Origin of the sequence: [Zimmermannella] faecalis ATCC 13722, assembly GCF_000381765.1 — a bacterium.
In the GTDB taxonomy this organism is placed as follows: domain Bacteria; phylum Actinomycetota; class Actinomycetes; order Actinomycetales; family Microbacteriaceae; genus Gulosibacter; species Gulosibacter faecalis.
In genome coordinates this window covers 13,645-40,321 of the sequence record NZ_KB907075.1, presented here as the reverse complement: position 1 = coordinate 40,321, position 26,677 = coordinate 13,645, and the positions used below count along the sequence as shown (strand labels likewise).

At 69.0% G+C, this 26,677-nt stretch carries 22 protein-coding genes and 3 tRNA genes; 16 read left to right on the top strand and 9 right to left on the bottom strand.

Annotated elements, in window-relative coordinates:
- Positions 1-10: 10 nt before the first annotated feature.
- Positions 11-1,213 carry an MFS transporter gene (locus G328_RS0102920; RefSeq protein WP_019617848.1) on the top strand — a complete coding sequence of 401 codons (1,203 nt, stop codon included), beginning with the start codon at positions 11-13 and terminating at the stop codon, positions 1,211-1,213.
- 6 nt (positions 1,214-1,219) lie between these two features.
- Here G328_RS0102920 and G328_RS0102915 read toward each other — a convergent pair whose 3' ends face one another.
- On the bottom strand, positions 1,220-1,513 hold the full coding sequence (locus tag G328_RS0102915; RefSeq protein WP_019617847.1) for a YciI family protein: 294 nt from the start codon (positions 1,511-1,513) through the stop codon (positions 1,220-1,222).
- Between the two features lie 188 nt (positions 1,514-1,701).
- Here G328_RS0102915 and G328_RS0102910 point away from each other — a divergent pair, with 188 nt between their 5' ends.
- Together G328_RS0102910 and G328_RS0102905 are read left to right on the top strand one after the other, a co-directional pair.
- Entirely contained in the window at positions 1,702-2,544 is an 843-nt protein-coding gene (locus G328_RS0102910; RefSeq protein ID WP_019617846.1) for a PTS sugar transporter subunit IIA, read from the top strand.
- A 53-nt stretch (positions 2,545-2,597) separates the two neighbouring features.
- Positions 2,598-4,166, top strand: coding sequence for a PTS ascorbate transporter subunit IIC (locus G328_RS0102905; RefSeq protein WP_019617845.1), 1,569 nt, complete (start codon positions 2,598-2,600; stop codon positions 4,164-4,166).
- A gap of 22 nt (positions 4,167-4,188) precedes the next feature.
- Here the strand turns inward: G328_RS0102905 and G328_RS0102900 are convergent, their stop codons facing one another.
- Positions 4,189-4,938 (bottom strand): MerR family transcriptional regulator, encoded by a 750-nt coding sequence (locus G328_RS0102900; RefSeq protein WP_019617844.1) that lies wholly within the window; start codon positions 4,936-4,938, stop codon positions 4,189-4,191.
- A 108-nt stretch (positions 4,939-5,046) separates the two neighbouring features.
- Between G328_RS0102900 and G328_RS0102895 the strand changes: the two genes are divergently transcribed.
- On the top strand, positions 5,047-5,322 hold the full coding sequence (locus tag G328_RS0102895) for an acylphosphatase (protein ID WP_026339615.1): 276 nt from the start codon (positions 5,047-5,049) through the stop codon (positions 5,320-5,322).
- A gap of 26 nt (positions 5,323-5,348) precedes the next feature.
- Here the strand turns inward: G328_RS0102895 and hpt are convergent, their stop codons facing one another.
- Positions 5,349-5,978: a hypoxanthine phosphoribosyltransferase gene (gene hpt, locus G328_RS13905; protein ID WP_019617842.1), complete on the bottom strand. Its 630-nt coding sequence runs from the start codon at positions 5,976-5,978 to the stop codon at positions 5,349-5,351.
- 29 nt (positions 5,979-6,007) lie between these two features.
- Positions 6,008-6,970 carry a tRNA lysidine(34) synthetase TilS gene (gene tilS / locus G328_RS0102885; protein ID WP_019617841.1) on the bottom strand — a complete coding sequence of 321 codons (963 nt, stop codon included), beginning with the start codon at positions 6,968-6,970 and terminating at the stop codon, positions 6,008-6,010.
- Positions 6,971-7,203: 233 nt separating this feature from the next.
- Here tilS and ppa point away from each other — a divergent pair, with 233 nt between their 5' ends.
- Positions 7,204-7,692 (top strand): inorganic diphosphatase, encoded by a 489-nt coding sequence (ppa, locus tag G328_RS0102880; RefSeq protein WP_019617840.1) that lies wholly within the window; start codon positions 7,204-7,206, stop codon positions 7,690-7,692.
- Between the two features lie 94 nt (positions 7,693-7,786).
- Here ppa and G328_RS13900 read toward each other — a convergent pair whose 3' ends face one another.
- Positions 7,787-9,196, bottom strand: a complete 1,410-nt coding sequence (locus G328_RS13900; protein ID WP_019617839.1) for a M23 family metallopeptidase — start codon at positions 9,194-9,196, stop codon at positions 7,787-7,789.
- A 317-nt stretch (positions 9,197-9,513) separates the two neighbouring features.
- Between G328_RS13900 and G328_RS0102870 the strand changes: the two genes are divergently transcribed.
- The 3 genes from G328_RS0102870 (at position 9,514) to G328_RS0102860 (ending at position 9,852) form a co-directional block, all read left to right on the top strand.
- A tRNA-Glu gene (locus G328_RS0102870) sits at positions 9,514-9,586 on the top strand.
- 56 nt (positions 9,587-9,642) lie between these two features.
- Positions 9,643-9,716: transfer RNA gene (locus tag G328_RS0102865), tRNA-Asp, on the top strand.
- 60 nt (positions 9,717-9,776) lie between these two features.
- Positions 9,777-9,852 (top strand) — tRNA-Phe (locus tag G328_RS0102860).
- 59 nt (positions 9,853-9,911) lie between these two features.
- Here G328_RS0102860 and G328_RS0102855 read toward each other — a convergent pair.
- Both G328_RS0102855 and G328_RS0102850 read right to left on the bottom strand, forming a co-directional pair.
- Positions 9,912-10,400 carry a DUF3237 domain-containing protein gene (locus G328_RS0102855; RefSeq protein WP_019617838.1) on the bottom strand — a complete coding sequence of 163 codons (489 nt, stop codon included), beginning with the start codon at positions 10,398-10,400 and terminating at the stop codon, positions 9,912-9,914.
- Complete coding sequence (locus G328_RS0102850; protein ID WP_019617837.1) at positions 10,390-11,103, bottom strand: TetR/AcrR family transcriptional regulator; 714 nt, start codon at positions 11,101-11,103, stop codon at positions 10,390-10,392. The genes G328_RS0102855 and G328_RS0102850 overlap by 11 nt, the downstream gene beginning before the upstream one ends.
- Positions 11,104-11,210: 107 nt before the next feature.
- On the opposite strand from G328_RS0102850, the gene G328_RS13895 reads away from it, so the two are divergent.
- From G328_RS13895 to G328_RS0102830, 4 genes are read left to right on the top strand one after another with little or no spacing between them, the layout of a single operon-like run.
- Complete coding sequence (locus G328_RS13895; RefSeq protein ID WP_019617836.1) at positions 11,211-12,170, top strand: NAD(P)H-binding protein; 960 nt, start codon at positions 11,211-11,213, stop codon at positions 12,168-12,170.
- 24 nt (positions 12,171-12,194) lie between these two features.
- The gene (locus tag G328_RS13885; protein ID WP_020722869.1) at positions 12,195-13,064 is read left to right on the top strand and encodes a hypothetical protein; all 870 of its coding nucleotides are present in this window, start codon (positions 12,195-12,197) and stop codon (positions 13,062-13,064) included.
- A 56-nt stretch (positions 13,065-13,120) separates the two neighbouring features.
- Positions 13,121-13,642, top strand: coding sequence for a mycothiol transferase (locus tag G328_RS0102835; RefSeq protein ID WP_019617835.1), 522 nt, complete (start codon positions 13,121-13,123; stop codon positions 13,640-13,642).
- A gap of 52 nt (positions 13,643-13,694) precedes the next feature.
- Positions 13,695-14,057, top strand: coding sequence for a response regulator transcription factor (locus tag G328_RS0102830; protein WP_019617834.1), 363 nt, complete (start codon positions 13,695-13,697; stop codon positions 14,055-14,057).
- A gap of 39 nt (positions 14,058-14,096) precedes the next feature.
- On the opposite strand, the gene G328_RS0102825 is transcribed toward G328_RS0102830, so the two are convergent.
- Together G328_RS0102825 and G328_RS15650 are read right to left on the bottom strand one after the other, a co-directional pair.
- Complete coding sequence (locus G328_RS0102825; protein WP_110463762.1) at positions 14,097-16,055, bottom strand: glycosyltransferase family 2 protein; 1,959 nt, start codon at positions 16,053-16,055, stop codon at positions 14,097-14,099.
- On the bottom strand, positions 16,052-17,782 hold the full coding sequence (locus G328_RS15650) for a sensor histidine kinase (RefSeq protein WP_019617832.1): 1,731 nt from the start codon (positions 17,780-17,782) through the stop codon (positions 16,052-16,054). The genes G328_RS0102825 and G328_RS15650 overlap by 4 nt, the downstream gene beginning before the upstream one ends.
- A gap of 487 nt (positions 17,783-18,269) precedes the next feature.
- Here G328_RS15650 and G328_RS0102815 point away from each other — a divergent pair, with 487 nt between their 5' ends.
- From G328_RS0102815 to G328_RS0102800, 4 genes are all read left to right on the top strand, one after another.
- A complete protein-coding gene (locus G328_RS0102815; protein ID WP_019617831.1) occupies positions 18,270-20,879 on the top strand; it encodes a response regulator transcription factor in 2,610 nt (869 codons plus the stop codon).
- Between the two features lie 433 nt (positions 20,880-21,312).
- Positions 21,313-23,865, top strand: coding sequence for a SpaA isopeptide-forming pilin-related protein (locus G328_RS0102810; RefSeq protein WP_019617830.1), 2,553 nt, complete (start codon positions 21,313-21,315; stop codon positions 23,863-23,865).
- 140 nt (positions 23,866-24,005) lie between these two features.
- On the top strand, positions 24,006-25,520 hold the full coding sequence (locus G328_RS0102805; RefSeq protein ID WP_040904684.1) for a SpaH/EbpB family LPXTG-anchored major pilin: 1,515 nt from the start codon (positions 24,006-24,008) through the stop codon (positions 25,518-25,520).
- Positions 25,521-25,649: 129 nt separating this feature from the next.
- Positions 25,650-26,564, top strand: a complete 915-nt coding sequence (locus tag G328_RS0102800) for a class C sortase (RefSeq protein WP_110463760.1) — start codon at positions 25,650-25,652, stop codon at positions 26,562-26,564.
- The last annotated feature ends 113 nt before the right edge of the window (positions 26,565-26,677 follow it).

Below are 26,677 nucleotides of genomic sequence, written 5' to 3'. Positions count from 1 at the left end.
GGATGTGGCGATGTCGGGTTCGGCGCCGTTCTGGAACCGATCGCGCGTGTTCGCCCTCGTCTCGATGCTGCTGCTCGCGGCTAGCCTGCGCGCGGGCGTGACCGCGTTCGGTCCGCTCGTGACCCGCATCGGTGACGATGTCGGTCTCGACGCGACGACGCTCGGCGCGCTCGCGGCACTGCCGGTGTTTGCGTTCGGCATCTTCGCGCTGCCGACGGCCCGCTTTGCCCGCGCGCTCGGCTTCGACCGGCTCGCGCTCGTCGGGCTCCTCGTCGTCGCGTCGGGCCTCGCACTGCGCCTGCTCGTGCCGGCCTGGGCGCTCTGGATCGGCACGGGCCTGCTCGGCGTCGGCATCGCAACCCTCAACGTGCTGCTGCCGGTGCTCGTGAAGCGCGACTTCCACCCCCGCGCGCCGCTCGTGCTCGGCATGACGACCTGCGTCATGACGGCTTGCGCGTCGCTCGGCGCGGGCCTCGCGGTCGTCATCACCGAGGCCACGGGCGGGCAGTGGCGAATCGCGCTCGCGGCGTCGCTGCCGGTCGCGCTCGCGTGCGCGGCCCTGTTCCTCGTGCGGTCGAAGCGCGGCGACCACGCGGCGAACCTCGCGGCGGCGGGCGGCTCGACCGTGCGGCTCGCGCGCTCGCCGATCGCGTGGTCGGTGTGCGCCTACATGGGCCTGCAGTCGATGGTGTTCTACACGTTCACGAACTGGATGCCGACGATCGAGCGCGCGCAGGGCATCGACGAGGCAAGCGCGGGTTTCCACCTCGCGCTCGCGCAGATGGTCGGCGTGCCGTTCGGTTTCCTCGCGGCCTGGATCATGAACCGCGCCCGCGACCAGCGCATCATCGCGGTCGGCTACCTGCCGCTCACGCTCATCGGCCTGCTCGGCGCGATGTTCGTGCCGCAGTTCATCCCCGTGTTCACGGTGATGATCGGCATCACGACCGGCATGATGCTCCCCGTCGCGATGGGGCTCATCTCGGAGCGCACCGCGACGGCGGCCGACGCCGTGCGCATGTCGGGCATGGCGCAGTCGATCGGCTACGTCGTCGCGGGGCTCGGGCCGATCATCGCGGGCGGGCTCTTCGAGGCCACCGGCGGGTGGATGGCCGGGCTCGGGCTGCTCGTCGCGGTCGTCCTCGGGCTCATGGTCGCGGGGGTCTTCGCCGGGCGCGATCGCACGATCGGCGAACCGGCGCCCGCGCGGTAACCAGCGCTACAGGAACGACTCGAAGTTGAAGAACGCCTTGTTCCACTCGACGACCTGCGTCTCGGCGAACAGGCCGGCGACCGCGTAGGGGTCTTCGGCGGCGAAGCGCTGCGCGTCGTCGAGCGAGTCGGCCTCGACGATGAGGAGGCTGCCGGTCGGGTTGCCCTCCGCATCCTTCTTCGCCCCCGCCGCGAGCAGCCGGTCGACGTTCGCGGTGAGGAACTCGAGGTGCGTCGGGCGCAGCTCCATGCGCAGTTCGACGCTGTTCGGCTTGTCGACGGTGATGATGGCGTACGGCACGGCGGCTCCTCGCTCGAATGGATGGATACCCGAAGCGTACCGAGCACCGGCGAGACGGCGCATGGTTGCGAATCCAACTCGCTGAGTTGCGCCGCGCATTTTTCCGGACTTGACTGGGAGTCGGCACAACCGTGCCCGGCCGCCACGCCGCATCCAGGCGTCGCCGGGCCACCCAGAAGGAGACCCCCGTGGGCAAGCTCAGGAACCTCATCTCGGTCGACGCGATCGAGCTCGATGTCGCCGCCGACGACTGGCGCGCCGCCGTCATGGCGGCGGGCGACCTGCTCGTGCAGACCGGCGCGACGCAGCCCGCGTACACCGACGCGATGCTCGCGACGATCGACGAGCACGGCCCGTACATCGTCATCGCACCCGGCTTCGCGCTCGCGCACGCCCGGCCCGACGAGTCGGTCGAGCGCACCGGCCTCTCGTTCGCGCGCCTCGCCGCGCCGGTCGAGTTCGGGTCGGATGACAACGACCCCGTCACGATCGTGATGGGCCTCGCCGCGGCCGACGCGACGCAGCACCAGCAGGCGCTCGCCGCGCTCGCGGGCGTGCTCGCCGACGGCGACAAGCGCGCGCAGCTCGACACCGCAGCCACCCCCGAGGCCGTGCTCGACGTGCTCGCGAGCGGCGACGCGACCGGCGCGATCAAGACCGTCAGCCCGGCGAGCGCCGCAAGCGCGGCGAAGCCCTCGGCCGAGCCCGCACAGGACGACGTCGACCTCACCGGCACCGTCGCGTCGAAGGGGCACATCCTCACGGTGTGCGGCAACGGCGTCGGCACGAGCATCTTCCTGAAGAACACGCTCGAGCAGGTGCTCGGCAAGTGGGGCTGGGCCCCGTTCTTTACGGTCGAAGCGACCGACACGATCTCGGCGAAGGGGAAGGCCAGCGAGGCCGACCTCGTGCTCACCTCGGGCGCGATCGCCGACTCGCTCGGCGACCTCGGCGTGCCCGTCGAGGTGATTCGCGACTTCACGTCGCAGCAGGAGATCGACGGCGCCCTGCGCCGCCGCTACGCCGTGTAGTCGCGCGCCGCGCGCATCCAAACCCCTTCGTCTTCTACTAGTTGGAGCACATCATGGACGTGATCTACGCGATCGCGCAGTTCCTCGTGAACGAGATTCTTAGCGTGCCGGCGTACCTCATCGGCATCATCACGGCCGTCGGCCTCATCGCGCTGCGCAAGAGCGTCGGCGCGGTCATCGGCGGCGGCCTCAAGGCGACCCTCGGATTCCTACTCATCGGCGCGGGCGCGACGCTCGTGACGGCGTCGCTCGACCCGCTTGGCGTCATGATTCAGGGCGCGCTCGGCGCGCAGGGCGTCGTGCCGACGAACGAGGCGATCGCGGGCATCGCGCAGGCCGAGTACGGCGCGCAGGTGTCGTGGCTCATGATCCTCGGCTTCGTCGTCGCGCTGCTGCTCGCGCGGTTCACGCCGCTGCGGTACGTGTTCCTCACGGGGCACCACATGCTGTTCATGGCGACGATGATCACGATCGTCATGGCCTCGGCGGGCATGGACACCTGGCTCGTCGTGGGACTCGGCGCCGTGCTGCTCGGCGTGCTCATGGTGTCGCTGCCGGCGCTCGCGCAGCCGTGGATGAAGAAGGTCACGGGCGACAGCTCGATCGCGATCGGCCACTTCGGCACCGCCGGCTACATCGCGGCCGGTGCCGTGGGGCGCCTCGTCGACCCGAAGGGGAAGAGCCCCTCGACCGAAGACATCAAGGTGCCCGAGGGCCTGCGGTTCCTCCGCGACTCGATGGTCGCGACGGCGCTTTCGATGGTGCTCATGTACGTCATCGTCGCGGTGATCTACCTGCTGCGCGTCGGCGAGGAGACCGCGTTCGAGGCGTTCGGCGGTGCGACGAACGTCGGCAACTTCCTCATGCAGGCGGTCACGCAGGGCCTCGGCTTCGGCATCGCGGTCGCCGTGATCCTCTTCGGTGTGCGCACGATTCTTGGTGAGCTCGTGCCCGCGTTCCAGGGCATCGCCGCGAAGGTCGTGCCGGGCGCCGTGCCCGCGCTCGACGCGCCGATCGTGTTCCCGTACGCGCAGAACGCGGTGCTCATCGGGTTCATCTCGTCGTTCGTCGCGGGCCTCGCGGGGCTGTTTTTGCTCGGCGCCTGGCTCGGGCCGGCGCTCGGGCTCGCGGTGATTCTGCCCGGCCTCGTGCCGCACTTCTTCACCGGTGGTGCCGCGGGTGTGTTCGGCAACGCGACGGGTGGCCGCCGCGGCGCCATCGCGGGTGGCTTCGTGAACGGTCTGCTCATCACGTTCCTCCCGGCGCTGCTCATGCAGGTGCTCGGCAGCTTCGGCTCGGCGAACACCACCTTCGGTGACGCCGACTTCGGCTGGTTCGGTATTCTCATCGGCTACGGCGCGAAGGGCGGCGCCGTGCTCGGCGCGATCTTCCTCGCGCTCATCGGCCTCGCGATTCTCGTCGCGGCGATCGTCGTGCAGAAGCGCGCCGTTGACGGCGGCTGGGATGCGGCGCCCGCCCGCGCGGCCGGTGTCGAGGCGGTCGTGGCGGCCTCGGGCAGTGGGGCGGATGCGCAGTCTGGCTTGGGCACCTCGGCGCGCGAGTACGCCCGCATCGCCCCGCCGGCCGGCGCCCCGCGCCCGCCCGCGAAGCTCGACGGCTAGCAGTACGTCGCCGAGTGCGCCGCTACGCGAGTCCCGCGGCGTACTCGGTGAGCGCGTCGCGCACGAACTCGGCGCCCGCGGGGGAGACGCGCGTGTAGTTCGCGGCGAACCGCGGGTCGTCGACGTACATCTGCGCGAGCCCGCGCAGGGCGTCGGCGGTTACCTCGCGGCCGCCCCACGAGCGCTGCAGCCAGTGGTAGTGACGCTCGGCAACGGCCTGCGCCGCGGCCGAGCCGGGCTCGACGCCCGCCTCGAGCTGCGCATCCCAGGCGTCGTTCAGCGCCGCGAGTTCGGCGCGAAACTCGGCCTGCCCAGCCTCGCCGAGCCCGGTCCACCAGTCGTTGCTGCGGTCGGCGGCCTCGTCGCCCCAGCGCTCGCGCACCTCGGCGTCGTACTTCGTGTGGTCAAAGCCTGCGAACATGTCGTTCGGCATAATTTCCTCCTCATTCGTGATCGCGGTGATGGTCGCATCGATCGCGGCGATCTGGCGGCGGATGCGCGCCCGCTCCCGCGCGAGCCGCTCGCGCAGCTCGACGAGCGCCTCGCGGTCGCTGACGTCGCCGTCGAGCACCTCGCGGATCCCCGCGAGGTCGACCCCGAGGTCGCGCAGCGCGAGGATGCGCTGCAGCCGCACGAGCGATCGCTGCGAGTAGTAGCGCAGGCCGCCGTGCCCCACCCGGTCGGGTGGCAGCAGGCCGATGTGGTCGTAGTGGCGCAGGGTGCGCGACGTGACGCCGGTGGCGGCGACGACCTCGTTCGTTGACCAGTCCACGGTGCTCCTCCCTCGTGCCGCAACTCGATGCGCTGACGACGCTATCGGTTGACGTTACGTCAAGCGCAAGCCGGGTGTGCGCATCCGTTTGCCCGGTACCCTGGCGGCATGGCGAAACAGCGAGTGCGCGGGTACGTGTCGGGCGTCGTGCAGGGGGTCGGGTTCCGCTACTCGACCGCAAAGGCGGCGCGCGAGCTCGGCCTCGCGGGGTACGTGCGCAATCTCTTCGACAGCCGCGTCGAGTTCGAGGCCGAGGGAGAGGCGGATGCGGTGGCCCGGCTCGTCGAGTGGGCGCACGAGGGCCCGCCGTCGGCGACCGTCGAGTCGGTCGAAACGAGCGAGGTCACGCCGCGCGGGGGCGACGAGTTCGAGGTGCGCGCGTAGGGCTGGCGCGGGCTGGCGCGGCCTAGCTATTCGGTGGGCTCTTCGAGGCCCGTGCGGAGCACCTTGCGGGCCGGGTCGACGGGGCCCGCGACGTCGTCTTCTGACGCGCCGTACACGTGCGGGCGCAGCACGACGACGTCGTGCAGGTTGCGGTAGCGCTCGTCGTAGTCGAGGCCGTAGCCGACGACGAACTCGTTCGGCACGTCGAAGCCGATGTAGCGCACGGGCACGTCGACCTTGAGGCGCGAGGGCTTGCGCAGCAGCGTGCAGATCTCGACCGAGGCGGCGCCGCGCGACTCGAGGTTCGCACGCAGCCAGCTCAGGGTGAGGCCCGAGTCGATGATGTCTTCGACGATGAGCACGTCGCGGCCCGTGAGGTCGGTGTCGAGGTCTTTCAGGATGCGCACGACACCCGACGAGACGGTGCCCGAGCCGTATGACGAGACGGCCATCCAGTCCATCTCGAGGGGAATCTTCAGTTCGCGGGCAAGGTCGCTGACGACCATGACGGCGCCCTTGAGCACGCCGACGAGCAGCGGCGTGCGGTCGACGTAGTCGGCCTCGATATCGCGCGCGAGTTCGGCGATGCGCTCCTGGATGTCGTCGCGGGAGAGCAGCAGTTCGCGGACGTCGTCGGCGATATCGGTTGCGCGCACGGGATTCCTTTCGCGGGGAAAACTACGGGTTAGCGTTCGTCGTCGGGGTGGCCCGCGTAGCCGAACAGCAGTCGGCCGGCGTTGCGCTCGACGCGGATGCCGGGCAGGTCGATCGGGCCCTGGCCGCGCCACTCGGTTGCGAGGGCCGCGACCGCCATCGTGTGCGCGCGGGTGAGCGAGACACCGAAGCCCTGCTCGGCGACGGCGCGGCAGATGCGCTGGCGCAGGGCCGCGGGCTGCGTGACGAGGCCGCCGACGTCGAGCGTGACGCGGCCGTCTTCGTCGGTGTCGACGATCTCGCGCGCCCACTCGAGGGCGAGGGAGTCGAGGGTCTCGGAGTCTTCGCGCAGGGTCGTCGCGGTGCGGGCGAGGGCCTCGGCGATGCCGGGGCCGAGCTCCGACTCGAGCACGGGCATGACGTTCTTTCGAATGCGTACGCGGCGGTACGACTCGTCGTCGTTCATCGGGTCGTGCCACGGCTCGAGGCCCTGGTCGGCGCACGCCTGCTGCGTCGCCTCGCGGTGGATGCCGAGCAGCGGACGCACGAGCGGCCCGTTCACGACCGCCATGCCGTGGAGCGACTTGCCGCCCGAGCCGCGGGCGAGCCCGAGCAGCACAGTTTCGGCCTGGTCGTCGAGCGTGTGGCCGAGCACGACCCACGACGCGCCGACCTCTTCGCGCACGCGGTCGATCGCGCCGTAGCGGGCCGCGCGGGCCGAGGCCTCGGGGCCGGCACCGTCGTCGACGACGTCGATGCGTTCGACGAGCACGGGGTCGAGCCCGAGCTCGCGGGCTTGCTCTGCGGCACGGTCGGCCTGTTCGGCCGAGCCGGGTTGCAGCTGGTGGTCAACGATGATGGCGCCGGCGCGAAGGCCTGCGCGCGGTGCCTCAAAGGCGAGTCCGGCGGCGAGCGAGAGGGAGTCGGGGCCTCCCGACAGTGCGACCAGCACGAGGTCGCCCTCGACGGCCACGCCGCGCAGCGAGTTGCGCACGGCGCGCCGAATATCGGCTACCGGCGGAGTTAAGCGGGGTCGATCTGTCACACACCCAGGGTACTCGGCACTTGGCCCCAAATGTATCGGGGCGGCACAGGTGGATACGCGTGCACGCTCGCGCGCGACCCTCGCGCGGCCACGCCCCGCGTATCCTCGGCGCCGTGGCACGCACAGCCGGTACTCTGGTGCCGTCCTGCGCGCACGCGCCTCTCTCACTTTCAGGAGCAGAATTGAGCACCTACGACGTCGTCATTGAGATTCCTCGTGGCAGCCACAACAAGTACGAGGTTGACCACGAGACCGGCCGGGTTTTCCTCGACCGCGTGCTGTTTACCCCGTTCGTGTACCCCGTCGACTACGGCTTCTTCGAGCACACCCTCGCCGACGACGGCGACCCGCTCGACGCGCTCGTGCTGCTCGAGTACCCGGTGTTCCCCGGCGTCGGCCTGAAGGTGCGCCCCGTCGGCGTGCTCCACATGTCTGACGAGGCCGGCGGCGACGACAAGATTCTCTGCGTGCCGCACAAGGACCCGCGCTTCGCGCACCTGCAGGAGCTCGAGGACGTGCCCGAGAACACCCGTGACCAGCTCAAGCACTTCTTCGAGCACTACAAGGACCTCGAGCCCGGCAAGTGGGTCAAGGTCGACTCGTGGGGTTCGGCGGCCGACGCCGAGGCGATCATCGAGCGCTCGCTGAAGGCCTACAAGCCGGCCGAGTAGCGCATCCCGGCGCTGAGCCGATACGCGACGCGGGGCGCGGATCCGAGTGGATCCGCGCCCCGCGTCGTTGTGCGTGCGGTCTGTGGTTGCCGGCTTAGTAGTAGATGCCGCGGGCGGCGAGCCAGCCGACGGGGTCGACGGCGCCGTTGTTCACCATGAAGTGCAGGTGGCAGCCGGTCGAGGGGCCGGTCGTGCCCGCGTAGGCGATGATCTGGCCGGCGGCGACGCGCTGGCCGGGGTAGACCATGATGCCTCCTGGCATGATGTGCGCGTTGCCGAGGGTCGTGCCGTCGTCGAGCTGGTAGTCGACTCGGTTGCCCCAGCCGTCGAGCCACGCGGCGTAGGTGACGGTGCCCGCCGAGACCGCGTAGATCGGGGTGCCGCAGGTGCCGCCCGGCACGACGAAGTCGGTGCCGTTGTGCAGGCGCGAGTAGCCATACACGGGGTGGATGCGCCAGCCGTAGGGGCTCGTGATGTAGGCGTTGTAGCCGAGCGGGGGCACGTAGCCCGAGCCGGTCGGCGCCTCGCTGCCGCCACCGCCGCCACCGCCGGAGGAGCCGCCCGACGAGCCGCTCGAGCCCGAGGAGCCGCCCGACGAGGCGTTCTGGTTCGCCTGGGCCTGCGCCTTCTCGGCGGCCGCCTGGGCGGCTGCGGCCGCTGCGGCGGCCTCTTCGGCGGCCTTGCGCTGCTCTTCTTCGATGCGCTTGCGCTCTTCTTCGCGCAGGCGCTCGCCCTCTTGGTAGTCGGCCGCGACGACCTCGCGGTGCTCTTCGAGCGGGGCAAGCATGGCCTCAAGCTCGGAGCCCTTTTCGGTCTTCTCGTCGCGGGCGGCCTGCAGGTCGAGCTGTGCGTCGACCGCGGCCTGGTAGTTGGCCTGCGCCTCGGCCTCGAGCTCTTCGAGCTCTTCGAGGGCGACCTGCGCCTGGTCGGCGAGCGAGTTCGCGTTGTTGCGGGCCGCGACGGCGTTTTCGTAGACGGCGCCGTTCTGCGTGCCGAGCTTCGAGAGCGTCGACATGCCCATGAGGAACCCGTCGGCGTCGTCGGGGTTCGTCAGCAGCTCGACCGTGGGGTCGACGGGCACGCGGTCGGCCATGGCCGCGACGTAGCCGGCGGCCTCCGACTCGGCTTCGTCGGCCTCTGCCGCGGCGGCGTCGGCCTGGGTCTGCAGCGAGTAGACCTTCTCGCCCTGGCTGGTCGATGCGGCCTCGGCCTGCGAGTACGCGGCGCCCGCAGCCTCGGCGACCTCTTCGGCCTCGGCGACCTGGGTCTCGAGCTCCTGAATCTGGCCGTTGATCTCGTCGATCAGGGCGTTCTGTGCGTCGATGTCGTTCTGGGCGGCGACGACGTCGTCCCAGGTCGCGTAGTCGTCGAGGTCTTTCGCGTTCGCGGTGATCGCGCCGTTGCCGACGAGCCCGACGATGAGCAGGGCAGTTGCGCCGATCGTGAATCCCGACCGGTTGGCGCTGCGGCCACCGGCCCGGCGGCGGGACTTGAGCGAAGTCATGCGGACCTTTCTTCGGCGCTGCGTGGCGGGTCTCGGGGTGGTGTGCGTGTCGCGGCAGTGCGACGGATGCGCGCCACACTCCTCAACGTTGGGCTTCAGATTTCGCAGTGGAGCACAAAAGTCACACAGTTAACATCGGCCACACTAGCCTCTTCATTACGGTTTTGTAACCCGGGAGCCCCGGTTTTCCGTGGATTTCCGTGGGAAGTTGGACGTTCGGCGGCCCCGCGTCGCGAACTCTCGGCGAATCTGAACTTGCGCGCGGGCATTTGTTCCTACTAGGCTCTTCATTCGGCGGTCATGCCGAAGCAGCTTTCGGCCCCATCGTCTAGTGGCCTAGGACACTGGCCTTTCACGCCGGCAACACGGGTTCGAATCCCGTTGGGGTCACGGTGGCGACACCGGGAAAAAGCTGTTAAGTTAAACCGTCCGAAAATTTCATATGAGGCCCTGTAGCGCAGTTGGTTAGCGTGCCGCCCTGTCACGGCGGAGGTCGCGGGTTCAAGTCCCGTCAGGGTCGCGGAGTAGCGGCGCCCTCGTCGAAAGACGAGGGCGTTTCTTCCACAGCGACAAGCTGTTTGGCTCTGTAGCTCAGTTGGTAGAGCGTTCGACTGAAAATCGAGAGGTCACGGGATCGACGCCCGTCGGAGCCACCACTGAGACGCCCCCGCGGAAGCGGGGGCGTTTTCGTTTCCCAGGCCGCGTCCGCCGCGGCTCACGTCACGCGGTAGGCGGTGTAGCGGACGGCATCGGGGTCGCGCACGCACGAGGCGACGAAGATCGCGTGCTCGAGGCGCGCCAGCGCGGGTGCTGAGGTCTCGATCGTGATCGCGGTGCGGAAGTAGTACCGATCGGGGTCGACCTGCTCGCCGCGCTGCAGGGCCTCGAGCGCATCCGCAGGACCGGTGCGCACACCGTTTACGAGCAGGTAGAGCAGCTCGCCGTTGGTGGTGCGAGCCGTGTACCGGCCGTCGATCTCCATCGCGCCGTCGGGGCGCACGAGCTGCCAGTCGGCGCCGCCGGGCAGGATCTCCGCCTCGACGTCGCCGGTGAGCTGGCCGCCGACGATCGGGATCACGCGGCGGTGCCCGGCGCGGGTCACGCCGTGGTCGTCGAGTGGCCCGAGACGCACGGCGACGTCGAACGCGGGCTCAAGCGTCGGGACCGTGGGGCTTGGGGTGGTGGGGTGGGGATTAGCGGTCATTGTTCCTCCAGGTTGGCGCGACGAGGTCGGCGAGCAGTTCGAGCTGCACCGCGATGATCTCGCGGCCGACGGCGCGGGCGTCGGCGCCGAGCTGGCCGAAGACGTGGGCGCTGATGACCCCGACCAGGCCGCTCCAGGCGGTCATCGCGCGGGTGGCCGTCGCGTATCCGCTCTCGAGTTCGAACTCGGCGAACACGTCGTCGAGCAGTGCCCGCATGCCGGGCGTCGTCGCCGGGGTCGCGGGCTCGTCTTGGCCTGCCGCGGCCCGGGCTGCGAGTTCGAGCACGTGCCGCGTGACGCGGGTGCCCTGCTCGTTCGTCGTCGCGGCGGGCGCGTCGTAGTCGCGCACGGGGGTGCCGTAGAGGAGCGTCCAGCGTTCGGGGTTCGCGATCGCCCAGTCGGTCATCGCCTCGCCGAGCGCGACAAAGGCCGCGCGCGGGTCGTCGACGCCGCGTATCCGTGCCTCGACCGCATCGCCGAGGTCGGTGTACGCGTCGACGATGAGCAGCGTGAGCAGGTCGTCGCGGCTGCGCACGTAGCGGTAGATCGCCGATGAGACGACGCCGAGCCCGCGTGCGATTTCGCGCACACTGAGGCTGGCGACGCCCTGCTCGGCGAGCTGCGCGTTGCCGAGCTCGACGATGCGCCGCATCATCTCGGCGCGCGCGGCGGCGCGCGAGGTGGGCTGCTGCTCGGTGGCCATGCCGTCATTGTCGCACAAACGAGAGCAGTGCTCTTGACAGTGTTGCGAGAGCAGTGTTCACTGAAATCGCTCAATCAGAGAGCACTGCTCACAAATTGGAGGACCCCATGCGCTATCTCGTCATCGGCGAAGGCCAAATCGGACGCGAACTCATCACCCACGCAGTCGCCGCGGGCGACGAAGTCACCGTGCTGCGCCGCAGCCCGAAACCTGAGACCCCGGGCGTGCGCCGCGTCACGGGCGACGTGCTCGACCCGGCAGCGCTCGCATCGGCGCTCGAGGGGGCGGATGCGGTGCTCGCGTGCTTCCACGCGCCCTACGACGCGCGCAAATGGGCGGTCGAACTCCCGCCGCGCGAGCGGGCCGTGCTCGACGCGGCCGACGAGCACGACGTGCCGGTCGTGTTCCCCGAGTCGATGTACGGCTTCCAGGGCGCGGCCACCAACCTGCGCGAGGGCGCCGCGCCCGCGCCGCTCGATGCGAAGGGGCGCATCCGCATTGACTTGCTCGCGGCCCGCCGCGCGCACCGCGCCCGCACGGTGAGCGTCATCGCCGCCGACCTCGTCGGGCCGACGACGGTCGGCACGTTCGGCTCGGTCGCGTGCGCGATGGTGCTCGAGCGCGTCGCGCAGGGCCGTCGCGCGATCGTCGTCGGCGATCCCGCGGCCCCGCACTCGCTCACGTTCGTGCCCGACCTCGCGCTCGCAATGCTCCACGCGGCACGTAACGCCGCCTCCCTCACGGGCGACGCCCGCGACGCTGTGCTGAACGCCCCGAGCGCGCCCGCGCGCAGCCAGGCCGAGCTCATCGCCGCCGCCTCAGAACTCGCCGGGGAACGGGCGAAACGGCCGATCGTCGTGCCGCGATTCGCGCCGCGCGCGCTCGCCCCGGTCGTGACGTTCGCGCGCGAACTCAACGGCATCGGCGACCTCTGGTACCGGCCATGCGTGCTCGCCCCGGGCGTGCTCGAAACCGAGCAAGGCCTCGCGCCGACGCCGTGGACCGACGCCCTCCGCGAGACGTGGGCCGCGATCGGCGGCGAAGTCGCCGAAAATCAGCGACACTAGAGGGGTCGAACTGGAGGGGGTGGCATGAGCGAGCACGAACGCGAGCAACGACAGGTGGATACGCCGATCGCCGAGGCGGTCGCGGCGAGCCTTGCTGCCGAAGCCGCTGAGCAGCCCGCCGAGCAGTCCGCGCCCGCCGCCCCGGCTGAGCCGACCGAGCAACCCGAGCCTGCGGAGCAGCCCGAGCCCGCCGCAGCCACACCCTCGGCCCCCACGCCCTCGGCCCCCACGCAGGTCTCGACCGCGACGGGGGAGACGCCGTCCGAGTCGGTCGAGGAGGGCATCACGATCGCGCAGGCGGCCGCGCGCCTCGCGATGAAGAACCGCATCCTCATCGACATTCTCGCCTCGGGCCACGAGTTCGAGCACAAGCGTTACATGCACGTCGCGATGCAGATTCTCACCGAGCTCGCCGACGAGAGCGACGCCGAGGTCGCATACCTCGAGCAGATGATCAAGCGCGCGAAGTCGCTCGGCTTCAAGTCGACGGGCATGCACGACTACCGCCGCAGCGACATCTCGAACCTGAAGACGCGCAAGCAGCACGCCGAGGAGGTCTCGGCCGAGCTGCGCCACCGCGCGACCGACGAGGCGACGCTCACGCACCTCGTCGAGGTCTCGCAGAAGGCCGCGTGGCGCGAGGTCGCCCGCAACATCGAGTACAACCTCGAGTCGGAGTTCGCGACTCCGCCGGTCGAGCCCGACGAGACGGGGGAACGCGCCGACCGCATCTCGGAGGTCATTCGCCTCGACCTGCCGAAGCTCGAGCGCGACCAGAAGCGCCTCGCCCGCAAGCGCCGCGCCGCCGAGGCAGAGGCCGAGCGTGCCAAGGAGCGCGAGGCGAACAGCACGAAGCGCAAGGGATTCTTCGCGCGACTCTTCCGCCGCGGCTAGGCGCTGCACAGAAGGCAAGCCGCAGAAGGCAAGCCTCAGCGGAGTACCCTGGCCGCGTGAACGGCATCGACGTACTGACCGACCTCGCCACCCGCCCGCGCGACCTCGTCGCGAACCTGCGAGGGAGCATCCGCCCGGCCGACCTCAACGCGCACCCGGGCGGCCACGACAACTCGATCGCCTGGCTGCTCTGGCATACGGGCCGCGAGCTCGACGTGCAGGTCGCGCACCTGCACGGCGGTGACGAGGTGTGGCCGCGGTTCCGCGATCGCTTCGGGCTCGGGGAGCTCGGTGACACGATTGGCTACGGGCACTCGCCCGCCGAGGCGCGGTCGATCGTGTTCGACAACGCCAGTGACGTGTTCGAGTACATCGAGGCGTGCGTCGACGACCTGCTCGAGTATCTCGCGACGCTCGCCGACGCCGACCTCGACGAGGTCATCGACACGAACTGGACGCCCCACGTCACCCGCGGCGTGCGGCTCGTGAGCGTCGTCGACGACGCGGTGCAGCACCTCGCGCAGGCGGCCTACGTGGTGGGGATGCGCGGTGCAGAAGATTCTTCACCCAGGGGGTGAAACGGGCGCGGTAAGCTGAGGCGTTCAGCACCTACGTTCTGCAGGAGACCCCATGACCGACCGGCGCAACGCCCTCGTGATTGAAGACGACGACGATATCCGCCGGCTCCTGGAACTCGTGCTCGAACGCAGCGGTTTCGACGTCGAACACGCCGCCACCGGCCGCGAGGGCGCCGACGCCGCGGTCGCCCGCGAGCACGACCTCGTGACAGTCGACCTCGGCCTGCCCGACATCGACGGCGGCGAGATCGTGCGCGAGATTCGCCCGAGCGTCGCCGGCAAGATCGTCGTCATCAGCGCCCGCGCAATGGAGAAGTACCGCGCCGCGAGCCTTGACGCGGGCGCCGACGCGTTCCTCACGAAGCCGTTCCGTCCCCGTGAGCTGCGCGAGCAGCTCGAGTCACTGCTCGCGTAGCGCCAGCGCCAGCACCAGCGCCCGCCCGGCGCCAGCGCCCTACGGCGCCCGCGTGTCGATGTCGAGGTAGCGCGCGCGGATCTCGACGACCGTATCGGCCCCCACGCGCGCGATCTCGGCCACCGAGCGGCGGCACGCGTCGAAGTCGACCGTCGCGTGCTCGTCGCGCTCGGCCATCACTTGCCGCCCGTCGATCTCGACGACCTCGCGCACCGCATCCGCGTGCTCGGAGACGAGCTCGGTGAACCCCTCGGCGGCGACGCGCAGGCGGGCCGCGCCGAGCATGGCTGCGGCGACCCGGATGCTCCCGATCGCGTCGTGAATCGCTTCGAGCCGTTCGCTCGCGACGGCGAGGCGCAGGTTGCCGAGGCGGCGCGGCCAGATGAGCGCAAAGCGCGAGACGATGTCGCTGAGCGCGGCGTCGTCGCCCTCGAGGTCGAGCGTGAGCTCGTCGAGCACGGCCGACTCGATGACCGGGATGCGCCGCAGCGCGGGCGGCGTCGTGGGGGCGATCATGACGGCGTCTTCGGCGTTGCGCCGCGTCTTCGCCCACGAGTTGCGGCCCGTCGCGAGGCGGAACAGGGCGCGCGGGTAGTAGAGGTACGTGAGGTAGACGTAGCCGACGTAGGAGATGCCGTAGAGCACGCCCGTGACGGGGTGGATCGGCTCGCCCGCGCGGCGGCGGTAGAGGATGCCCCAGATCGCGTACGGCGCGATGAGGAACAGCACGCCGGTGGCGAGCACGATCCAGTCGCCGACGTTGCCGGCGAGGCCGAGCCGACCGTCGATGATCGCGAGCACGGTGAGCAGCGGCACGAGCAGGAGGTTCAGCATCGCGAGCACGGGCTGCGCGATGAAGTAGTGCGTTTCGAGCCAGCCGCCAGCCGTGAGCTCGTGGCGGCGGCCGAGCCGCGCGATGTTCGGCGCGCACTCGAGCACGCCCTGCGCCCAGCGCGTGCGCTGCGTGATGAGCCGACCAAAGTACGGCAGGGCCTCCTGCGAGACGTGCGCGACGCGAACGTAGGCGTTGCGGTGCCCGAGCGCCATGATGTTGAGCCCGAGCTCGAAGTCTTCGCTGAGCTTCGTGCCCCACGGCTCGCCGTGCGCCTGCGCGAGCTCGTCGAGCACGCTGAGCCGCGTGAACTGGCCGTTGCCGCCGAGCCCGACGGTCTTCGGGCGCGAGCGGAACAGCTGCATCGCCGAGTTTGAGGTGCGGAACTCGATGTCCTGCATGCGCACGAGGAACCGGCCGAGCGCGTTGAGGTACCACCCCGAGCGGCCGCGAGGCTGCCGGTCGTCGCGGTTCTTCATCCACACCTCGACCTGCGCAGCGCCGTTGCCGGGGTCGCCGAACGCCTGCGGGCCGGCGAGCATCGCGAGGGCGTCGTCTGACATGAACCCGTCGGCGTCGAGCACGCCGACGATGACGCGGGAGCGGTCGACCTCGGGGCCGACGTGGCGCGCGACCTCGCGGTAGGCGTCGTTGAGCGCCTTGCCCTTGCCGAGGCGAGCGTTCGGGAGCGTGCGGGAGATGAGGTGCACGCGGTCGTCGACGTCGATGAGGTCGCGCACGAGCGCGGCGGTCGCGTCTTCTGACGCGTCGTCGATGACCCACACGTGGCAGTTCGGGAACGTCGTGCGCGCGGCCGAGACGGTCTCGGCGATAACGGCCTCTTCGTCGCGGCAGGGCACCAAGAAGTGCCACTCGTACTCGCGCGGATTGCCGGGGGTGCCGTCGTTCGGCCGCAGGTACGCGAAGATCAGCAGGCTCGCGTAGGCGAGGGCGAGGGAGGCGGTGATCGTGACGACGATCACCGCGATGTCGCGCCACAGCGTCTCGCCGAAGGCGCCGTACACACCCGAGAAGCAGAAGATGAGCGCCGCGGCGACCCCGTAGGCGAGGGAGATGAGCAGGCCGATGAGCACGTAGGAGCGCTCGCGGCGTGGGGTCCGGGAATACGGCGTCGGGGAATGTGGCGTCGTGTCGGGGAGGGTCACTCGGCGGACTCCGTTCGGGGATGGGACTCGTGGGGAGAGACGAGTGGGGGTTCGAGCGGGGGCTCGAGGGGGATTCGGATGCGCATCGTCGTGCCGCAACCGGGCTCTGACTCGGCGGTGATGGTGCCGCAGTGAGCGTCGAGGATGCGGCGCACGACCGTGAGGCCGAGGCCGGTGCCGCGCTGGGAGGAGGCGCGGGCGGTCGTGCCGCGGAAGAACGGCACGAACAGTTGACTGAGCTCGCGCGGCGTCATGCCGGGGCCGTTGTCGATGACCGTGACCTCGGCGACGCCGTCGTGCGCCGTGACCTCGATCGCGACGTTGCCACCGTCGTTTCCGTACTTGATCGCGTTCATGACGAGGTTGTCGAGCACCTGCGCGATGCGGCGCTGGTCGGCGTCGATCACGACCCGGTCGTCGGCGGAAACCTCGATGTGCATGTCGCGGCGGCGGAGGGCCGGCTGCATCGACTCGGCGATCTGCTTCGCGAGCGAGTCGAGCGAGAACTTCGAGCGGGTGAGCATGAGCCGGCCGGCCTGCGCCTGGCGCTCGAGCAGGAGGTCTTCGACGAGCCCGAGCAGCTGCTCGGAGTTGCGCTCGATGACGTCGAGGTAGTCGCCGAGCGGTGAGCCCGCGAGTTCGGCGCGGCCGCCCTGCAGCGCGTGGAACTCCTCGGTCGCGAGGTCGGCGTAGCCGAGGATCGACGTGAGTGGGGTGCGAAGCTCGTGCGAGACGGTCGAGATGAAGTCGTCGCGCTGGCGCAGGAGCGCCTGCATCTCGGTGACGTCGGAGGCGAAGATCATGACGTGCCCGTCGAGCGGGCCTGGGCCCGAGAGTGGATACGCGCTGAGCGAGATCGCGCGCTGGTCGTCGCCGGGGTCGCCGAGCAGCACGAGCTCGTTGTGGGTGGTCGTGCCGGCCATTGCCTTGCGAATGGGGTTCTCGGCCGGCAGGAAGGGGGTGACGCCGTCGGCGTGGTAGCCGTCGATGCTCAGGATGATCGACCCGGCCTGGGTGCGCACACCGCGGGTCTGCGACTCGACGATCTCTTCGGCGGCGGCGTTGCGCAGAATGGTGCCGCCCTCGGCGTCGAGCACGTTGACGGCGACGTCCATGCTGTTGAGGGTGCTGTTGAGGAGCTCGGCGGAGTGGTTCGCCATCTTCGCGAGCCGTTCCTGGTCGGCGAGGGCCCGCCGCAGTCGCCCGTCGATGCCGATCATGAGCGCGCCGATCATGAGCGTCGCGAACGGCAGCATGCACACGAGCACGATCTGGGGGAAGTCGACGATGCTGCCGAACGTCAGCGTCGGCACCGAGATCGTCACGATGATGAGTCCGATTGCGACGGCGAGGCCGCGGCGCCCGTGCGAGAGGATCAGCCAGGTGGCGGGGAAGAACACGAGCAGTGAGAGCGCGGCGCCGTCGGGCAGGGTGGATGCGCGGCTTGCGCCGACCGCGAAGAAGTTGAGCGCGACGACGACATCGTCGATGTGGAGGCGCTCCGGCAGGTGCGGTTCGGCGATTGAGAGCGTGGTTGCGACGACGAGCAGGCCAAAGCCCGTGAGCATGAGCCAGGGGTGTGTGTCGTCGCGGTAGGCCAAGAGCATGAGGTCGGCGAACGCGAGAAATACGGCGAACGCTGCCTGCTGCACGACGGTGAGGGCCCGGCGTTCCCCTGCCTCGAAGGCGCGACGGAACAGCGTCGTGACAGAGGTGCGTTCGGTCATGCGTACCAGGGGTCGGACGGAACAGCGCCGCTGCCGTCAGCGAGGAGGGGTGGGAAGAGCGAAACAGGGCAGGTGGAACAGTGTCTGCAAGCTTATATGCGGGGTGAGGCGAGGGGGTGACGGATATTGGTGTACCGGGTGGTACAGCATCGGGGATGAAAAACGCGCGCCATCACGCTTTTTCTTGAAGCGCGCTCTGGTGTTTTTCCGCCCGCAAGGGTAATAATTGGCGCCAGGAGATTGCCCAGGGTACAAAACACGCCCGGGCTGAATCGATTACGACCAGGGTTGCCGGGCCGCCGTATGGCTGCCCGCGGCACCTCCACGCTCGCGACGTAAACACCGTCGAGCGTGCCGCATCGCCTCGAGGCGAAGCGCGACCCCCGAAATCATTCGAACCCACGCAGCGCCGCACCTCCCCAGCGTCGCCGCCAGGAGGTATGGGTTCTGCCTACCAGCTCACCAGCTCGCACAGTTAGATCACCACTTGACGCTTGAATCGTTCTGGATCGACGTTCCCGTGCTCACGCGCCACAGATTTGCCCAAATCTGGAGCGATCTGCCGAGCCTGACGGTGCTTGCGGCGTTCCCGGGATGGGGTCGAACGACGCTGCTCGACCAGTGCGTCGCCTACCTCGAGACGAACGCGCGGGGTACGCGCATCGACCAGGTCGTGACGCGCTCACAGCTGCAGCGCTCGTTGCACGAGTGTGCCGAGTCCGCCGAGTCGTCCGCGTCGGTCGGCAACGACGATGCCCGGCGTCACGTCGTGATCGCCGACGGCCTCATCGCGGCGAGTGATGACCCGCTGTGGGCTGAGATCAGCGCGGCGCTGGCCGCGTATCCGCACCTCCGCGTCGTGACCACGAGCGTGGATACGCCGGCGGCCGAGTCGATCGCGGGGGTCGAGACGCTCACGCTCACCGAGCGCGAGCTCGCGTTCACCCGCGCCGAGGTCGAAGAGCTCGTCGAACTCGTGACCGGCCGCCGACAGACCGCGATGAGCGCGCTCGTCGGCGACGGGCTCTATGGCCAGATCGGCCTCATCGCCCGCCAGCTGCGCGCACGGCTCGTGCGGTCGAACGGGGCGGTGTGGGATGCCGCCGAGATCGCGCCCGAGGTGCAGGCGCTCGAGCTGACGAACCGGCGCCCGACCGTGTTGCCGCCGATGCAGAGTCACCTGCTTGAGGCGCTCAACGCGGTGCGCGAACTGCGCTCGTTCTCGAAGACGCAGTTGAAGGTGTTCCTCGAGCACTACGGCGAGCTCAGCAAGGTTGGCGCCGACGAGGCGTACGCGCGGTTTCGGCAGCTGCCGTTCTTCGTGCGCTCGACCGACTTCGAGGTGAGCGAGGAGCGCCTCGTGTGGGCGCCCGTCGCCTGGCGCCAGCTCATGCAGCAGAGCACGGCGGAGTCGCGTCGCGCCGGGTTCGAGCGCGGGCTCGCGTCGGCGCGGTCGCAGGGTCGACTCGTCGGCGAGCTGTTTTATCTTGTCTCGTTGGAACGGTTCGACGAGGCGAACGACCTCGCCGCGAACCGGTACCACCACCTCATCGGGGTGCTCGAGCCGACGACCGCGACGCTGCTGAGCGACACGATGATCGACGGGAGCGCGTATCCGGCCCTCGCGATCTTGCGGGCCGAAGTGCGGTTCATTAACGGCGCGTCGGTACGCGAGTCGCGCGACGGCGTCGAGGTCGCAGTCTCGACGCTGGAGCAGCGCACCGCGACGTCGGCGATTGAGGAACTCTCGCGCACAACCCTGCTCGCCTATGGCACGTTGGCGCTCGGCGATCGGGCCCGCAGCCGTCGCTATCTCGCATATGTGATCGAACTGATGGGCGGCCAGATCGCGTCGATCGCGCAGTCGCAGCCGCGGGAGGTGCGCGCGCAGATCGCCGGGCACGCGAGCCTGCTCGTGTGGGCCGCGCTGATGGCCGATGAGCCGTTGCTGAGCCTTCGATTCGCGCGCGAGTCGCGGCGCTACAGCAGCGTCGGCGATCACTCACACGCCGAGCGGCTCGACGCGCTCGTGACGCTCGAAGACCTGCTCGGGCTGCGCTCGACCGGCGCGAGCTCGGTGCCGGCGGGGTACGGCATCATCGGCAACCTCATTGCGCTCCGCCACCTCGACGAGGGGCACGACGAGCGGGCGCTCGACGCCATCGGCGTGCAACAGCCGCCGCGCGTCGCAACCGCGGCGAAGACGTCGCACATGCTGCTGGGGCTCGTGGTGCGCGCGATCGCGCAGCCGCAGTCGGTGACGCAGCGCGAGATCGACGCGATCGTGCGCAACGGCGTCTCGGTGTGGGGCAGCGCCGAGCCGACGCACCTCGCCGCGTTCGGCCTCATGAGCACGCTCGCGATGACGGGGAACAAGGAGGCCGCGGCCGACCTCGCCGAGGCGCTGAGCCCCGAACGCCACCTGTGGACCGACCTCGCACGCGTCATCTGGGCACAGTGGTGCGGCGAGTTCCAGCAGTCGATCGCCGAGATCGACCCGAGCGCGATCGTCGAGGCGCCCCGCTTCGCCGTGCTCGCGCGGGTGCTCGTCGCGGCCTCGCAGCTGCGGCTCGATAACCACGACCTCGCGGTGATCCAGCTCGCGGCCGCCTGGCAGGACTACGAGGCGCCCACGCTCGTGCGGTTCGCCCTGCGGTTCGTGCCCGAGGCGTCGTTCGCGGCGTTCCGTGAGCTCGCCCCGCGGCTGCCGGACGGGCTCGTCGAGGTGCTCGACGCCGCCGTCGGCGACGTACGCTCGATCACGTGGCAGATGACGCAGCCGCTCACCCGCAGCGAGCGCGAGATCATGACACTGCTCGCGGGCGGGCTCAAGAACTCCGAGATCGCGAAGGCGCGGCACGTCACGGTCGGAACCGTGCGCTCGCAGCTGAAGAGCATCTATCGCAAGCTCGGCGTATCCGGCCGCGCGAGCGCCATCGCGCAGGTGCGCGGGCAGGGTGCGCCTGCGGTCAGCGATGACCGCGGTGCCGCGGCGGGCGATGCCGACCCAACTTCGGGCAGCTCGAGTGGCTCGGGCTCGAGCGGTTCCGGTGGCGCGACGACCGGATCTCCCTGGCAACTCGCCGCCGACGACTGATCGGGGGCGCGCTCGCGGCATGACGCTGCGGCGAACGGCGGTATCGCATGCGGTACCGCCGTTCGCCGTTTCATGCACCCGCTCGGCGAGGCGCTGCGTCCTGCGGCGGCGCAGCGACGTGCCGAAAACGGGTGGGGGACACGTGTCGTGAAGAGGGGGGATGCGCGCAGCGACGAGGGTGATGCCGCTGGGGGATGCCGGGTGATGGTCAATCGTGGGGGAGGGGGGATGCTCGGGCGTAGTAGATATCTCCCCTTTCTATTCTGTGGGGGAATTTGACGGGTGATCAGACTCCGAAAGTGCTGTGAAAACGGATACAAACTCCTAACTTGAGATTCGTTCTCGCCGAGCTGCCGCATCGGGCGGCCGGGATCGCGCCACACCGTTCTGGTGGGCATCCATAGGCGAGCGCGATCGAGTGAAGGAGTTCAGCATGTCGCGACGTCACGCTGTCGACCGCCGTGGGGGCGGTGCACGGATGCTCCGTGCGGCGCTGTTCGCGACCCTCTTCGGCGGACTCCTCGCGGCACCCATGGGCCTCGCCTCCGCCGCTACCGAAACTCCGGCGGCAACCCCGAGCGCGACGCCGACCTCTACCCCCACGGCTACCCCCGAGCCCACCACCGACGACTCGACGTCTACCCCCACCCCAACGACGACCGACACGCCGACCCCCACTGAGACCGCCACGCCGCGCCCACAGCAGAAGAACGCCGTTCAGCAGCAGATGAGCGTGCAGGCGGCGGGCTATGTGCCGACATGCGCGCCCGGATACGTCTACAGCCTCGATGCTGGATCCGGTGTCATGCGCCAATCGGTGAGTGGATCGAACGGCTCGACGAATACGTCGGTCGACTTTGGTTCCGGAGAGTTCTACAACGGGCTCGGTATCGGCAAGGACGGTTCGTCGATCTTTGCCGTGCAGCGGAACAACGGATCGAACTCGAACTCCTGGGTCAACGTAGTCAAGTACGACCCAGCGACTGGAACGTCAACCGTGGTCGCGAAGGAATTCAGCGTCGTCCGGAACAGCACCGGCACCGGCATCATCGCTGGTGCAGTCAACCTCAACAACGGCAACTATCTGTTCGGTGGGTTCACCGCGACCACATTCCGGCTCTGGGAGTACAGCGTCTCGACCGGTCAGATCACCTACAAGGGTGCGTTCAATACGGGCCAGTCGTCCTCTGGCAACGGCGATATGGCCTTCGACGCGGCTGGCAACCTCTACGTGATCTGGCATCAGAACAACACGCGCAAGGTCGCAATCAGCGTGGTGTCGGCATACAACCTCGCGAATCCGGCCAATGGCGTGATTACTGCGTCCAACTCGAAGACCATCGAGCTTGGCGGCAACTCGGTACCGGCATCGGTGAATGGCATCGCGTTCGACGGCGACGGCACCGCCTACCTCGGCACTTCAGACACGTTGTTCCACTACACACCTGGCGACTGGCAGCCGGTCGATCCGAAGACGACGACGATGTCGAGCGGCAGCGGCGACCTCGCGAGCTGCAACTCGCCCGCGACGCTTACCGTGCACAAGAACATCGTCGGAAGCCGCGTCAATAATGCCGACCAGTTTGAACTTGCAATTCGGTACAACAACGCAGAAGTTATCTCCGACACCACGACCGGATCGGCCTCGGGAGTTCAGAACGAAAAGGCCGGCCCCTACCCGGCAATCGCGAACCGCACCTACACGATCACCGAGTCTATGGCGGATGGTTCGAGCAGCACACTGACCGACTACTCGACCACCTGGCAGTGCTTTGACGGCTCGACGGTGCTCGCCTCGGGCAACGGCGCGACGGGCACGGTGACGGTCCCGCAGCGTTCCGGCGCAGCCGTTGACTGCACGTTCACGAACACCCCGCTCGTTGCGAACGTCGAGATCAAGAAGACGGTGCAGGACGAGAACGGCAAGAACCCGACCGCGGGTGAGGGCTGGAATATCTCGATGAACCGCGCTCCGACGAACGGATCGTCGCAGAACCCCTCCCCGACGAGCCAGACGACGGGCACGAACGGCACCGTCAACTGGAAGGTGAACTTCGCCTCGACCAACGGCAGCACCACGCTGAATATCGCCGAGACGCAGAAGCCTGAATACTCCTTCGTGAGCGGAAAGTGCGTCATCACGCCGCTCAGCGGCAGCACCCGCACGGTGACCTTCACCAACGAAGACGGGCAGGTCCCGAACGTCAAGCCGGGCGACACCGTCAAGTGCGAGTACGTGAACAAGAAGCAGCCGACCGAGCTCACGCTCATCAAGGCGTTCGACCTCAAGTACGGCGCACCCGGCAACGCGACCGACTGGACGCTCACAGCGAAGCCCGCATCGGGCAGCACGCTCACCTACGCGAGTGAACAGACGCATCAGGTGAAGCCCGGCGAGTACACGATCGGTGAGACGGCGAAGCCCGGCTACGACCTGAAGTCGGTCACATGCAAGCTTGCCGACGGCACGGCGCTCACGGTCACGAACAACAAGGTCAACGTGCCCGAAAACAAGGCGGTCACCTGCACCCTCACGAACGCCGACCTGCCGGGCTCCGCGACCTGGCAGAAGGCCGACGAGCAGGGCAACCTGCTCGGTGGCTCGGAGTGGGAGCTGAAGGGTCCCGATGGCGCGACCGTCGCGATCACCGACTGTGAGGCGGCCAACGCGAGCGCGTGCACCGGCCCCGACAAGAACCCGGCCAAGGGTGAGTTCAAGCTCGACGGACTGAAGTGGGGCGACTACACCCTCACCGAGACGAAAGCCCCGGTCGGCTACCTCAAGCGCGACGAGGCCCTCACGTTCACGATCGGCGCCACGGCACTCACCGCCGACCTCGGCAAGGTGACGAACACGCAGACCGATGCCCTCACGATTCCGCTCACGGGCGGGCTCGGGCAGGACGCGTTCCTCATCGGCGGCGGAATCCTGCTCGCCCTCGCGGCCATCGCGATCGTGCTGCGCCGGCGCCGGGCAACCAGCTAGCGGGCATCCGCACTCGCGTACCCCACCCCACTCGCGTACCCCACCCTCGTATCCCCTTCACAACTTCTCCATCACGACTTGAGCCGCGACGCGACTCGACCACACCTCTGCGATGCCTCGCAGACATGAAAGGAACCGAAATGATCAGGAAACACTCCCGCGTGCGGTTCGTAGCCTCGGCTGCGGCGGCGCTTGCGGTCGGCGCGGCATCGCTCCTCGGCGGCACGGCCGCAAACGCGACCGAGACCCCCGACTACGGCAACATCAACACCGACGCGACTGGCTCGATCGTCATCCACAAGCACGAGCACCAGGTCGGCGACGACGCGCAGGCGGGCAACCCGAACGGCGACTCGAACATCACCTCGCCCGGCGTCGACGGCGTCACGTTCACGGCCTTCAAGCTCGACGGCCTCGACCTCACGAAGCAGGCCGACTGGGAGAAGCTTGCCGACCTCACGGCGAACGCCGACTGCTCGGGCACGAACGCTGCGGGCATCACGAAGGGCGCGGTGGCCGGCGAGGCCACGACCGCGAACGGCGGCCAGGCGACGATTAGCGAACTCGACGTCGCCGCGTACCTTGTGTGCGAGACCGGCGCGACCCCCGAGTCGAACGTCATCGACCACGCGACCCCGTTCATCGTCACGATTCCCCGCCCCGACAACGGCGGCTGGATCTACAACGTGCACGCGTACCCGAAGAACGGTGTGACCGACATCACCAAGGAGGTCGTGACCCCCGCGACCTACGGCCTCGGCACGGTCATCGACTTCCCCGTGACCACCAAGGTCCCGACCGTCGCCGACAACGGCGAGTTCACGCACTTTGTCGTGGCTGACAAGCTCGATGACCGCCTCGGCTCGCCCGCCGTCGCGTCGGTGACGAGCGGCGACACTACCTTCGTCGTGGACGTCGACTACGAGGTCATCACGAACGGCCAGAGCGTCCGCGTTGAGTTCACCACGGACGGTCTCAAGAAGCTCGCAGCCGACTTCGAGAACCAGAACGTTGTCACGACCTTCCAGGGCACCGTGAACTCGATTGGCGAGGGCACCATTACGAACTCGGCGACCGTCTTCGTCAACGACCCGTTCGACGAGAACGGCACGAACGGCATCCCCTCGAACGAGGTTGTCACCAAGTGGGGCGACCTGCGCGTGCAGAAGATCAACGACCAGAACCCCGCCACCGCGCTTGAGGGCGCAACCTTCGAGGTCTACGCCGCTGTCACCCCCTACGCCGACGACTGCTCGGCCGCGACCCCGACCGGCAACGCGATCTCGATCAAGGGCGCGACGACCTTCACCTCTGACGCGACCGGCCATGTCGCCGGCATCGACGGCCTCTTCGTGAGCGACACGGAGACCGGCGAGCAGGCGCAGCGCTGCTACGTCATCAAGGAGACCGCGGCCCCCGCTGGGTACGTGCTCCCCGAGGGCGACGCGGCGTTCACCGCGGTCACCGTCAAGGCCGGCACCACGAACGTCGCCGACTGGGACGTCAAGGTGAAGAACAGCCAGGCTGGCGTTCCTGAACTGCCGATGACCGGTGCGCAGGGCCAGATCATCATGGCCGTGACCGGCGGCGCGCTCCTCGCGCTCGCGGTCGGCCTCGTGCTCGCCCGCCGTCGCCAGGCGACCTCGGCCGAGTAGTACCCCCCAGCACGGGCCGGTGTTCACTCGCCGGCCCGTGCTGCGTATCCTCAACCCAGGTCCTTCCCCCAGGTCCCTTCACCCCCATGTCCCTTTAACCCAAACCCCTCTCGAGACTCAGGAGATCGCGTGGCCGGTAGGCACTTGGCGGATACGCCGGTCGCGACGCGACGCTGGCGGCCGACTTGGCTCACGGTCGCGATCATCCTGATTGCCGTCACCGGCCTCACGGTACTCACGTACCCCGCCGCCGCACAGTGGCTTTCGTCGTACAACCAGTCGGGCATTCTGCGCGACTACGAGGCGATCGTCGACAACGCCGAGCCGGGCGCCGCCGAGCAGCTGCAGCTGGCGCACGAGTACAACGCGGCGCTCACCTCGGGGGTCGAGCTCGAGGCGAACGCGAACGTGCCGACGGGCAGCGGCTCGCTCGCCGACGGCACGCTCGAGTACGACCAGATACTCCGGGCCGACGACTCGGGCCTCATGGCGCGCATCAAGATCGACAAGATTGACGTCGACATGCCGATCTATCACGGCACGAGCGACGACACCCTCATGGAGGGCGCCGGCCACCTCGAGGGGTCGAGCCTGCCGGTCGGCGGCACCGGCACGCACTCGGTGATCACGGCGCACCGCGGGCTCGCGAACGCGACGATGTTCTCGAACCTCGACCAGGTCGGCGTCGGCGACACCTTCACAATTGAGGTGTTCGGCGAGGTGCTCACGTACCGGGTCATCGAAACGAAGGTCGTCGAGCCCGAAGACACCGACTCGCTGCGCGCGGTCGCAGACAACGACCTGGTCACCCTGGTGACCTGCACCCCGCTCGGCATCAACACGCACCGAATCCTCGTCACGGGCGAGCGGGTAACGCCAACCCCAATCGCCGACCTCGAGGCGGCGGGCGCGAACCCCGACATTCCCGGTTTCCCCTGGTGGGCGGTGCTCTACGCGGGCGGGCTCGCGGTCGCGGGCATCGCACTGTGGCGCATGGGCCTTGCGGATGCGCGGGCGGCCGCGAAGCGCGCGAAGCAAGAATGAGAGTTTGCCCGGCGCGCACGGGATCCATAAACTCAACCGATTAAGTCCCAAGCTGACAAAGAAGTCACGCTCACCTGGGATTTTGCGGCAAATGTTGACTCGACCGCCCCGGT

What these genes read in the sequence shown, in the direction of transcription:
- G328_RS13885 (WP_020722869.1), top strand. Translation starts at nt 12,195, where the DNA reads ATGAGCGAGCACGAACGCGAGCAACGACAGGTGGATACGCCGATCGCC.
- G328_RS0102920 (WP_019617848.1), top strand. Translation starts at nt 11, where the DNA reads ATGTCGGGTTCGGCGCCGTTCTGGAACCGATCGCGCGTGTTCGCCCTC.
- G328_RS0102855 (WP_019617838.1), bottom strand. Translation starts at nt 10,400, where the DNA reads ATGACCGCTAATCCCCACCCCACCACCCCAAGCCCCACGGTCCCGACG.
- G328_RS0102895 (WP_026339615.1), top strand. Translation starts at nt 5,047, where the DNA reads ATGGCGAAACAGCGAGTGCGCGGGTACGTGTCGGGCGTCGTGCAGGGG.
- G328_RS0102830 (WP_019617834.1), top strand. Translation starts at nt 13,695, where the DNA reads ATGACCGACCGGCGCAACGCCCTCGTGATTGAAGACGACGACGATATC.
- G328_RS0102805 (WP_040904684.1), top strand. Translation starts at nt 24,006, where the DNA reads ATGATCAGGAAACACTCCCGCGTGCGGTTCGTAGCCTCGGCTGCGGCG.
- G328_RS0102905 (WP_019617845.1), top strand. Translation starts at nt 2,598, where the DNA reads ATGGACGTGATCTACGCGATCGCGCAGTTCCTCGTGAACGAGATTCTT.
- G328_RS13895 (WP_019617836.1), top strand. Translation starts at nt 11,211, where the DNA reads ATGCGCTATCTCGTCATCGGCGAAGGCCAAATCGGACGCGAACTCATC.
- G328_RS0102810 (WP_019617830.1), top strand. Translation starts at nt 21,313, where the DNA reads ATGTCGCGACGTCACGCTGTCGACCGCCGTGGGGGCGGTGCACGGATG.
- G328_RS15650 (WP_019617832.1), bottom strand. Translation starts at nt 17,782, where the DNA reads ATGACCGAACGCACCTCTGTCACGACGCTGTTCCGTCGCGCCTTCGAG.
- G328_RS0102850 (WP_019617837.1), bottom strand. Translation starts at nt 11,103, where the DNA reads ATGGCCACCGAGCAGCAGCCCACCTCGCGCGCCGCCGCGCGCGCCGAG.
- G328_RS13900 (WP_019617839.1), bottom strand. Translation starts at nt 9,196, where the DNA reads ATGACTTCGCTCAAGTCCCGCCGCCGGGCCGGTGGCCGCAGCGCCAAC.